Annotated in this window: 6 protein-coding genes and 3 pseudogenes; 1 reads left to right on the top strand and 8 read right to left on the bottom strand. The window is 37.6% G+C overall.

Annotated features, from left to right (window positions below; genetic code table 11):
* Positions 1 to 28: 28 nt before the first annotated feature.
* Positions 29 to 323: pseudogene (locus HT697_RS06925) on the bottom strand (helix-turn-helix transcriptional regulator).
* A gap of 58 nt (positions 324 to 381) precedes the next feature.
* Positions 382 to 869: pseudogene (locus tag HT697_RS06920) on the bottom strand (IS30 family transposase); the annotation flags it as partial.
* 154 nt (positions 870 to 1023) lie between these two features.
* On the opposite strand from HT697_RS06920, the pseudogene HT697_RS06910 reads away from it, so the two are divergent.
* A pseudogene (locus tag HT697_RS06910) lies at positions 1024 to 2025 on the top strand (endonuclease/exonuclease/phosphatase family protein).
* A 221-nt stretch (positions 2026 to 2246) separates the two neighbouring features.
* On the opposite strand, the gene pheT reads toward HT697_RS06910, so the two are convergent.
* The 6 genes from pheT to HT697_RS06880 form a co-directional block, all read right to left on the bottom strand.
* Positions 2247 to 4652 carry a phenylalanine--tRNA ligase subunit beta gene (gene pheT, locus HT697_RS06905; protein WP_173262635.1) on the bottom strand — a complete coding sequence of 802 codons (2406 nt, stop codon included), beginning with the start codon at positions 4650 to 4652 and terminating at the stop codon, positions 2247 to 2249.
* Between the two features lie 76 nt (positions 4653 to 4728).
* Complete coding sequence (locus tag HT697_RS06900; protein ID WP_173219840.1) at positions 4729 to 5238, bottom strand: N-acetyltransferase; 510 nt, start codon at positions 5236 to 5238, stop codon at positions 4729 to 4731.
* Positions 5238 to 6284, bottom strand: coding sequence for a phenylalanine--tRNA ligase subunit alpha (pheS, locus tag HT697_RS06895; RefSeq protein WP_049524320.1), 1047 nt, complete (start codon positions 6282 to 6284; stop codon positions 5238 to 5240). Before pheS ends, HT697_RS06900 begins: the two co-directional genes overlap by 1 nt.
* 590 nt (positions 6285 to 6874) lie before the next feature.
* Entirely contained in the window at positions 6875 to 8290 is a 1416-nt protein-coding gene (locus tag HT697_RS06890; RefSeq protein ID WP_173219837.1) for a glycoside hydrolase family 1 protein, read from the bottom strand.
* A 12-nt stretch (positions 8291 to 8302) separates the two neighbouring features.
* Entirely contained in the window at positions 8303 to 10141 is a 1839-nt protein-coding gene (locus HT697_RS06885; protein ID WP_061631243.1) for a beta-glucoside-specific PTS transporter subunit IIABC, read from the bottom strand.
* Between the two features lie 17 nt (positions 10142 to 10158).
* Positions 10159 to 10998, bottom strand: coding sequence for a PRD domain-containing protein (locus HT697_RS06880; RefSeq protein WP_061631244.1), 840 nt, complete (start codon positions 10996 to 10998; stop codon positions 10159 to 10161).
* Positions 10999 to 11248 lie beyond the last annotated feature (250 nt).

Raw genomic sequence — 11248 nt, 5'->3', positions numbered from 1 at the left:
ATTTTCATTGAGTATGAGTCTACTCTAATCAACTCTTTTCCTGTTCAAGTGGGACGACTGCTAGTGTCTTTCCTAAACTGGCTAAAACTTTCAAGACTGTATCCAACTGAGGACTTGTCTTTCCTGTTTCCATCCTAGCTATGACAGGTTGACTCACTCCAACTAAGTTCCTCTAGCTTTTTCTGGCTGAGTCCTTGCTCGTGTCTGGCTGCAATTAACTCACTCATGATAGCCACTCACATATCACTTTCAAGAATTTCCTCCTTGCTAAATAGTTCAGAGCGGACATCCTTCCAATTACTCCCAATAGCACTATTCTCCATCTCTTAACCCTCTTTCTTTTACGTCTATGTATTTTTTGAAAAAATGAGCGAATTATGATTCGATGGATTGACCAGCGGGTTTAAAATTGGTGCTAGCTTGTTTCTTAAGCGCTTTTCCTTTTCTTAGGATAAAGCAGATCCTGTTTTGACAATCCTAATTTTACATGATGAATCCAATAGTAAATGGTTGAAATTCCCACGTTATCCCCTTTAGCCATCACCATCATTTCAGGCGAAAATTTTTGGTTATGATAGTGGAGAATCTTTTCCTTTAGTTCCTTGGTCAAGCTTGATTTTTTGACCGAGCGCTTGCGATTATTTTCATAAGACTGTTGAGCATAGTCGGCAGAATAAACCTCTTTGAAGCGCCCTTTTCCAAGACATTTTCGGACTGTCCCACGCTTGATTTCAGTATGGATAGTTTGAGGAGCTTTTCCAAGTAGAGAGGCAATTTCTCTATTTGATTTTCCCTTTTTTCCATCGTTCGATTAAGCAACGACTATCGATTGTCAAATGTTTGCCTTTTGTAGTATAATTGTCTTGCATTTCTGTGCCTTTTAATCATTTCAATCTTAAATTGGACTTTTTTACTTGGGTTGTACTTAATCTATGAGGAAGACAAGAAAAAGAATATCAATCAAGTAAAGTCACAAAGTCACATTAGCTCCGAGCAACCATTGCAAATTGAGGTACTCATACAATGATTAAAACATTTCTTTCTGCCCTTTCTGTCATTCTCTTCGCTATCCCTATCATAGCTTATTCTTTTTTCCCATCTTCTAATCTTAATATTTGGCTATCTACCAGACCTATCTTGGCACAGATTTATGCCTTCCCCTTAGCTACTGCAACTATGGCTTCCTATTTTAAGTTTCGTATTTTTTTCCCTATCTTTTTACAAGAAAAATAAACAAATACGGTTTTACTCTGGCATTTTGCTCTTATTATCGCTCATATTACTATTATTCGGAACAGATAAAACCCTTTCTTCCACATCAAATAAGACTAAAACCTTAAAATTAGTAACTTGGAACATCGCTAATCAATAGAAGCACAACATATTGAGCGAATTTTTAGCCATTTTGATGCCGATATTGCTATATTCCCTGAACTAGCTACCAATATCAGAGGTGAGCAAGAAAACCAGAGAATCAAACTATTGTTTCATCAAGTTGGACTTTCTATGGCCAACTATGATATTTTTACTTCTCCACCTACTGACAGTGGAATAGCTCCTGTGACTGTGATTGTCAAGAAAAGTTATGGTTTCTATACAGAAGCTAAAACTTTCCATACAACACGGTTTGGGACAATTCTATTACATTCGAGAAAACAAAATATACCAGATATCATTGCTTTGCATACTGCTCCTCCTCTGCCAGGTTTAATGGAAATCTGGAAGCAAGACTTAAATATCATTCATAATCAACTGGCTTCAAAATATCCAAAGGCTATTATTGCAGGTGATTTTAATGCAACTATGCGTCATGGAGCGCTTGCAAAAATAAGCTCTCATAGGGACGCATTAAATGCACTTCCACCTTTTGAAAGAGGAACTTGGAATAGCCAAAGTCCAAAACTTTTTAATGCAACAATAGATCATATTTTATTGCCTAAAAACCACTACTATGTTAAAAATTTAGACATTGTAAGTTTTCAAAACTCTGATCATAGATGTATTTTTACAGAAATCACATTTTAATTATTTTATACTCTTCGACAATCTCTTCAAACCACGTCAGCGTCGACTTACCTTAGACATATGGTTACTGACTTCGTCAGTCTTATCTACAACCTCAAAACAGTGTTTTGAGCAACCTACGGCTAGCTTCCTAGTTTGCTTTTTGATTTTCATTGAGGATTATATAAAATTCCCCCTCTAGTGTTCATAAACCAGAGGGGGAATTTGTATCCTACTATCGTTTAACGCACTTCTGCATTGACTTTTTCTTCAAGTGATGCTTGGATTTTTTCCATGTAGCGTGCGACTTCTTCGTCCGTTAAGCTGTCTTCTGGATTTTGGAAGGTCAAGCTATAAGCCATTGACTTCATACCAAGTCCCAATTTTTCTCCTGAGAAGACGTCAAAGAGTTTGATATCTGTCAAACGTTTCACACCGGCAACTTGGATAGCATCTACAACTTCTTGGTGAGTCACTTCTGCCTTGAGAAGGAGGGCAACGTCACGGCTAACTGCTGGGAATTTAGTGATTTCCACAAATGGAGCAGCAGGTTGAAGAGCAGCCTCGATGGCTGAAAGGTTGAGCTCAGCTACATACGTTTCTGGAATATCGTAGGCCTTGGCAGTGACTGGATGCACTTGGCCAAGGAAACCAAGAACTTGGTCACCGAGTGAAATCATAGCTGTACGACCTGGGTGGAGGCTAGCAATTTCAGATGTTGCTGTATAAGTTACTTGGAGTCCCAAACGAGCAAAGAGGGCTTCAAGGATTCCCTTAGCATAGAAGAAATCAACTGGAACTGCTGCTGTTTGGAAATCTTTTTCAGCAACCAATCCTGTCAAGGCAAAGGCAAAACTGTTGATTTCATTTGGAAGTTCTTCTTTTGGATTGCCTGTTTGTTCAAAGACTTTTCCTATCTCGTAAAGAGCCAAGTTTTTGTTCTTACGAGCCACGTTGTAGGCAACAGTATCAAGGATACCTGAAACCATATTTTGACGGAGGACAGAACGGTCCACTGTCATTGGCCACATGAGTTCAGTAAGGTTACTTGGTTGAGCCGTAAACTCAACTGCTTTTTCAGAAGTTGTTAGAGCATAGGTGATGATTTCTGTCAAACCTGCTCCTTCAGCAATCGTACGAACTTGGCGACGGAGTTTTTGTGTGGCAGTCAATTCACCAGCTGTACCATCGTCTTTTGGAAGGCTGGTTGGCAAGCGGTCATATCCATAGATACGAGCGATTTCTTCAAAGAGGTCCGCTTCGATGGTGATATCCCAACGGCGACGTGGGACGCTGACTGTAAAGCTGTCTGCATTTCCAGAAAGACCAAAGCCAAGACGACGGAAGACGTCTTCTACATCAGCATAAGAAAGCTCAGTTCCAAGGACACGGTTAACGTCTGCAAGAGTTGAAGAAACTTCCACATCAGAGATATCAAGTTCACCCGCTGAAACGATGCCCTTACGAACCGTCGCACCTGAAAGTTCTGCCATCATGCTAGCTGCCGCATCAAGGGCTTCGTTAACAGTTGCCACATTGATACCTTTTTCAAAGCGAGAAGATGACTCAGAACGAAGATTGAGACGTCCGCTAGTCTTGCGGATTGATTTTCCGTTGAAGACTGCAGCTTCAAGGACGACACGACTAGATTTCTCAGAGATTTCTGTTGCTTGACCGCCCATGACACCTGCAAGGGCTACTGGCTTGTCTGCGACAGTGATAACTAAGTCATTCATGTCCAAGTCACGTTCTTCACCATCTAAAGTCACCAATTTTTCACCAGCACGCGCTTCACGCACACGGATGTCTGTCCCTTCAAAGGTATCCAAGTCAAAGGCGTGCATAGGTTGACCAAAGTAGAGAAGGATATAGTTGGTCACGTCCACTACGTTATTGATTGGACGGATACCTTCATTCATAAGAATGTTTTGCAACCATTGTGGACTTGGTGCGATAGTCACATTGTCCAAGATACGAGCGGCATAGTAAGGCGCCTTGTCTGTCTCAATGCCCACAGAAAGAGCATCTGCTGCAGCTTGGTCAGTTTCTGTTAGAGTAAATTCTTTAAAGTTGACCGCCTTGTCATAGATGGCTGCCACTTCGTGAGCCACCCCACGCATAGAAAGGGCATCCGCACGGTTGGGTGTGATAGAAAGTTCGATGATTTCATCATCCAAGTCTAGATATGAGAAGACTTCATCCCCAGGAACGGCATTTTCCGGCAAGATTTGAATGCCATCTGCAAATTCCTTAGGCACAACGGAGTCAGAAATTCCCAGTTCACCAAGTGAACAGATCATCCCAAGTGACTCAAGACCGCGGATTTTCCCTTTTTTGATCTTGTAATTGTCAGCGATGCGAGCTCCTGGAAGAGCCACCATAACCTTGATACCAGCACGCACATTCGGTGCACCACAGACGATTTGACGGGCTTCTTCTTCGCCAACGTTAACCTGACAAACATGGAGGTGAGTTTCTGGCACATCTTCACAAGACAAGACCTCACCGACGACAATTTTTGAGAGACCAGCAGCAGGTGATTCGACACCTTCTACCTCGATCCCTGTAGTTGACATTTTTTCAGCCAACTCTTGTGATGGCACATCAATGTCCACCAATTCTTTTAACCATTTATAAGATACAAGCATAATTTAATTCTCCAGAATGACAGTTGTCCCTCTGGTTCTTTTCCTTTCCTATCATTTCAATAGAAGAATCCTCTTCTTACCTTAATTTCTTTTTCAGCAACCAATCCGTATCTACTTTTTGACCAACCATAAAATGATGTTGGCTAAATTTTTCAAAACCATATCGGTTATAAAACGCTTGAGCTTTTGTATTATGCTCCCAAACACCTAGCCAAGCCCAAGAAAAACTATTTTTTGTAGCAAGTTCAAGAGCAAATTCAAACAGTTGCTTACCGAATCCAAATCCTTGGAATTTTTGTAGCACATAGAGGCGTTGAATTTCAAAAGCATCCTCTAATTCTCTCTCAGTTTGAGCACTTCCCCAGTTGACCTTGAGAAAACCAGCTATCTCCTCTTCATGCATAATGAAATAGGTTTCGGAGTCAGGATTTCCCAACTCAGTTAACAAAGTTTTCAGACTATAAGCCTCTTCAAAGTATTCCTGTAACTGCTCTTCCGTATTATCATGGGTAAATGTTTCACGAAAGGTTTGTTTGGCTATGTTAGCCAACATCTCAACATCTGCCATTTCTACTTTTCTAATCATTATTTAAACTGTTCTGAGAAGCGGACATCTCCTTGGTAGAATCCACGGATATCGTTGATTCCATAACGGAGCATAGCTACACGCTCTTGTCCAAGACCAAAGGCAAATCCAGAGTAAACAGTCGCATCGATACCACTCATTTCAAGGACACGCGGGTGAACCATACCGGCCCCCATAATTTCGATCCAACCTGTTTTCTTACATACGTTACAGCCTTCTCCACCACACTTGAAGCAAGAAACATCCACCTCAACAGATGGCTCTGTGAATGGGAAGTAAGATGGACGCAAACGGATTTGACGCTCTTCACCGAACATTTTTTGGACAATCAACTGCAGGGTTCCTTGAAGATCTGCCATAGAGATATTTTTCCCAACAACCAAGCCTTCAATTTGGTGGAACTGGTGACTGTGAGTCGCATCGTCCGTATCACGACGGAACACACGCCCTGGCGAGATCATCTTCAAAGGACCTTTAGAAAAATCATGGGCATCCATAGCACGCGCCTGAACTGGAGACGTGTGGGTACGGAGCAAGATTTCTTCAGTGATATAGAAAGTATCCTGCATATCACGAGCTGGGTGGTCTTTTGGAAGGTTCATACGTTCAAAGTTATAGTAGTCTTGCTCTACTTCAAAACCATCCACGACTTGGTAACCCATCCCAATGAAAATATCTTCGATTTCTTCACTGGTTTGTGTGAGGACATGACGGTGACCAGTCGCAACAGGACGACCTGGAAGTGTCACATCGATACTTTCGCTAGCCAGTTGAGCCGCGACTTTCTTTTCTTCCAAGAGCTTAGCTGTTTCTTCAAAAGCAGCTGTCAAGACATCACGAGCTTCATTGACGTGTTTCCCAATGATTGGACGCATCTCAGCAGAGACATCTTTCATCCCTTTGAGGATTTCAGTGAGCGAACCCTTTTTACCAAGGACAGAGACACGCAAATCTTGCATCTCTTTTTCATTTTCAGCAGAAATCTGCTTCAAGCTAGCCAGCGTTTCTTCACGAAGCGCTTTTAATTGTTCTTCAATAGTTGACATAATTCCTCCATCAGTCTCTCGTAGATAAAAAGAAAACCACATGCCAAAAACTCCACTCGGAGCGTTGACACGCGGTACCATCCGTTTTCATCTGACAAGTCAGACCTTCATTTCTAAATCCATGCGCAAGTGAATTCACCCAGCTTTCATATAGAGAGCTTGCAGTCACGGCTCTCCTCCCTGATATACTTCCCTTGAGTTACTAGTCTTGCGGATTTCTATTCAATTACTACTTAGTTTATCAGATTTTTACCATTCTTGCAAGACCTATCTCACTTCTGCTTGTTAGCTTATTCTTATCTAACTTTATAGCGGATTGAAATAAGATGAGAACAAATCGATTGGGAAAGTAAAATTAATTTCTATAAATGTTTTAGCAATTGTTTCGTACTATTTTAGATTCAGTCTACTATATATAACCAATCTATCCTAAGTTAACTATTTATAATCGGCTCTCTGTAACAAAATTAAATTAATTAATCCCCCTATAAAATAAAGAGGTTTAGAATTTGATGTCTTCCAAATCTCTTTATTTCATATTTAATGAGATTTTGCCTTAACCGTGATAATAGTTAGTCATCAATAAAAAACTATTTGAATAAGGATTCTCCATTTGATTCAATCACTTCTTTATACCAAGTAAAAGACATTTTCTTATATCGATTTAATGTACCACTTCCATCATCGTTTCGATCAACATAAATGAGACCGTACCTTTTAGAAAGTTGTGCAGTGGACATAGAAACACAGTCAATACATCCCCAAGACGTATAGCCCATAATTTCAACACCATCCTGTAGAGCTTCAGCTACTTGCAATAAATGTTCTTTCATATACTGAATTCTATAATCATCTTGGACGGTTAAGTTATTAAATTCATCTTTTATTAGTTGATCTTTAGCACCTAATCCATTTTCTACTATAAATAATGGGATTTGATAACGGTCATAATATCTATTTAAAATTATACGTAGTCCAATTGGATCAATTTGCCATCCCCACTCAGAAGACTCTAAATAAGGATTTACTAAACCACCAATAATATTCCCTTCTCCTGAATTATACTGTGTTGGAAGAGCAGATTGAGTCACACTCATGTAATAGCTAAACGATAAAAAATCTACAGTATAATTTTTTAATAACTCTGTATCTTCAGCTGCAAACTCTATGTTAATGTCATGTTCCTTAAAATATCTTTTTGCATAATTCGGATAATAACCTCTAACATGCACATCTGAAAATAGATAATTTAGATTCTCATACTCATGAGTCGCCCATACATCTTTTGGATTTGGAGTCATTGGATAAGCTGGCATAGCTAATACCATACATCCCACCTTAAACTCTGAATTAATCTCACGAGCAATTTTTGTAACCAAACTCGAGGCAACTAATTCATGATGTATAGCTTGATATAATTCTTGTTTCGAAAGATTCTCCTTAGGTATATCTATTCCTCCACTAGTAAATGGTAATTCCAAAACAGAGTTTACTTCGTTAAATGTAAGCCAATATTTAACTTTATCTTTATACCTTTCTAAAACTGTTCGAGCAAATTTTTCATAAAAATGAATCATTCTCCTATCAACCCATCCATGATATTTTCTTGCTAAATATAATGGAGTCTCATAGTGTGAAAGAGTTACAAGTGGTTCTATCCCGTGAGCATGTAGCTCATCAAACAATTCATCATAATATTTCAAACCAGCTTCGTTAGGTTCTTCCTCATCTCCTTTTGGAAAAATTCTACTCCATGCAATAGAAGTACGAAAAACATTAAAGCCCATTTCAGAAAACAAGGATATATCTTCCTTATATTTATGATAAAAATCAACACCTAACAGTTTTAAGTTATCTTCTGTAGGATTTTCTGTTGCTTCTCCTAATCCACCTTTGGGTAACACATCCTGAACTGATAATCCCTTACCATCTTCATTATATGCTCCCTCTACTTGATTAGCTGCAACAGCTCCACCCCAAAGAAAATCATCTGGAAAAATGGCCATAACTTTCCTCCATTATAATATTACCAGTAATTCCTTAGAATGCTCGATTGTCTGATTATTAGGTAATACTAATACATCTAGAAAATCGTTGGTATTCGTTACAATTACTGGTGTAACTGTTTCGTAGCCTTTACTCTTGATTAAATTTAAGTCCATTTCAAAAATCAACTGATTTTTGAAAACTCTGTCTCCTTCTTCTACATGACTAATAAAACCTTGACCTTTTAGCTCAACAGTATCTAATCCAATATGAATTAGTAACTCAACACCTTCATCACTCTTCAATCCAATTGCGTGCTTAGTCGGAAAAATATTTGTAATTTCCCCATCGAATGGTGCATAAACCTTACCCTCATTTGGGATAATCGCTACTCCGTCTCCAATAAGTTTATCTGAAAATGTTTTATCCTGGACATCACTTAACGGAATGATTTCTCCTGATATAGGAGAAAATACCATTTTTTTATTTGAAACTCTAGCCTCAACTTCTAAATGGCTAGAACTCTCTTCTTCATCGATTCCAAATATATAAGCCAAGACAAAGGTAATAACAACAGAAATGACCGCCACAATTAAAGCATTTACAATATTTGATGGTACATCAGAATAAATAAATTGAGGCAACGCTATCAAAGATGGAACAGCAAATAGATAGGCTTTAACACTAGTAAGACCTGCAAATAATCCCGCTAATCCACCACCAATCATAGCTGCATAAAGTGGTTTTTTATATTTTAAAGTCACACCATATAATGCAGGTTCGGTAATCCCTGCAAGTAAGGCTGAGAAACCTGCTGCAAAAGCAATTTGTTTTGTATTATTATTTTTACTCTTTAATGCAACAGCCATCGAAGCAGCTCCTTGAGCTAAGTTTGACCCTAACATTGCTGGAAGAATTAATACGTCTGGAGTAGCAATAGATGCCGCCAAAAAAATAGGTGCAAAAGCCCAATGCATTCCAGTCATAACAATAAATGGCATAATAGCACCAAGAATAGCTAATGTAAGCCATCCAGCTACACCATACATTTGCCCAACTAGATTTGATAATCCTTGACCAACAATTACTCCAATAGGTCCGACTACAACTAAGGCAATACAGCTTGATACTAATAATACTAGCGTAGGTTGCAAAAAACTCTTAGTAACAGCTGGTGTTAATTTAGCAATCATTTTTTCAATATATTTCATCAACCAAACCATAATAAGAATTGGAATGACTGATGAACCATAACTAGCTGGTGTCACAGGTGCACCAAATAAACTAAGAGGATTCCCTGATTGCACCATTTGAACAAAATTTGGATGGAGAAGTACACCTGCTACAGACATAGCTAATGTAGATGTTACTTTTAATTTTTGTGATGCAGAATAAGCTAATAACAGCGGTAAGAAATAATATGGAGCATCCCCAAAAAATGTCAAAAAAGCAATAGTCTGAGAATCTGATTGCAATATACCAAGCATTGGTAAAATGATTACCAAGACTTTCAACATACCTCCCCCTAACATTGCTGGAATGATTGGAGTCATGGAACCAGCGATATATTCAATGATTCTTTCTAAAATATTCCCTTTGTGCCCTTGATCAACTGAATCTGTTTCAAAATTGCCAAGTTTAATGAATTCTTTATAATAATTGGCTACATCATTACCAAGTATAATTTGATATTGCCCATTCTTTTTCATAATACCTATTACACCTGGTATCTTCTTCACATCATCATCATTGACTAAATTTTCATCTTTTAATTCTAATCTTAAACGTGTTACACAATGGGTAACTCTATTGACATTTTTTTCGCCTCCAATTACATCGAGGATTTTTTGTACCGTATCTTTATAACTCATGGTATTCTCCTATTCTATTAATCTAAATTTTTTGTTAAGCGACGAATATGAGCCATCAAATAAACTAATTCACTAGAAGTCAGCAAATAATTGTACTCAGTTTGTATAAACATTGCCACCTGTTTACCACATTCATATTCCCTAGGATATTTATTTTTCATTAATGCTAACAAGTCTTCATCATCATCGTCACAATAAGTTGTATTTTCAACCAAACGATGGGCAAATAATTTTATATGAGTTATGAATCTATAATAATCAATAGAATCTTGGTTAAACTCAGTACAATAGAAATCTTGAATGATTTTCTCAATTCCCATAATTATTTCAGTGATTTTATACGACTCTTGAAAATTATTTTCTAAATTAGCATTAACAAAATGTAGCGCTATGAATGCAGCTTCGTCAATTGGAAGTTCAATACCTAACTCTTTTTTTATTATTTGTAAAGCCCTTTTCCCAAGCTCAAATTCTTCTTTATAATATTTCGAGATTTCCCAGCGTAGGGGATTCGAAATAATAATCCCTTCTTTATAACGTTCTATGCTCGAAGAAATATGATCCGTTAAATTAATATAGATAATTTCATCAAAATTATTACCCAATGTTATTTTACCTAGATTAATTATTTTTTCGGTGATGTACACCAACTCCAAAGGAACGTTAATAAACATCTCTGTAAAACGGGTCATATTATCTCTATTTTTGAGAAAAAAACTTTTCTCAATATCAATTGGATTTACTTTATCTCCAATTTTTCTTCCAAAAGCTATTCCCCTTCCAAAAAGAAGAATATCGATATCTTTTTTACTTTGCGCAATTACGGCATTGTGGTTTAGTATTCGTTTTATGATCATAAAATTTCCCTTTTAAAATAAAAGGAACCTACTTAAAAACATCAAGAAACTTCTTCCGATGTGATTAAATAGGTTCCTGCTCACTTGTATTAGTGATAACATCCTTTTATTTCAATTTTTAATGGTGACATGAAGCTTAAATAATTAATAACTCTGTAACCATTTTCATTTTAAGATATTTCAATCTATTTGTCAAGTACTTGTAGAAATTTTTTTATTTTTTTATTTTGTGGCTAACTTCTCAAAGTAA

Source organism: Streptococcus sp. 1621, from assembly GCF_013276615.1.
GTDB lineage: Bacteria > Bacillota > Bacilli > Lactobacillales > Streptococcaceae > Streptococcus.
This window is presented reverse-complemented; position numbering and strand designations above follow the sequence as displayed.

What these genes read in the sequence shown, in the direction of transcription:
- pheS (WP_049524320.1), bottom strand. Translation starts at nt 6,284, where the DNA reads ATGTCAACTATTGAAGAACAATTAAAAGCGCTTCGTGAAGAAACGCTG.
- HT697_RS06885 (WP_061631243.1), bottom strand. Translation starts at nt 10,141, where the DNA reads ATGAGTTATAAAGATACGGTACAAAAAATCCTCGATGTAATTGGAGGC.
- HT697_RS06880 (WP_061631244.1), bottom strand. Translation starts at nt 10,998, where the DNA reads ATGATCATAAAACGAATACTAAACCACAATGCCGTAATTGCGCAAAGT.
- HT697_RS06890 (WP_173219837.1), bottom strand. Translation starts at nt 8,290, where the DNA reads ATGGCCATTTTTCCAGATGATTTTCTTTGGGGTGGAGCTGTTGCAGCT.
- HT697_RS06900 (WP_173219840.1), bottom strand. Translation starts at nt 5,238, where the DNA reads ATGATTAGAAAAGTAGAAATGGCAGATGTTGAGATGTTGGCTAACATA.
- pheT (WP_173262635.1), bottom strand. Translation starts at nt 4,652, where the DNA reads ATGCTTGTATCTTATAAATGGTTAAAAGAATTGGTGGACATTGATGTG.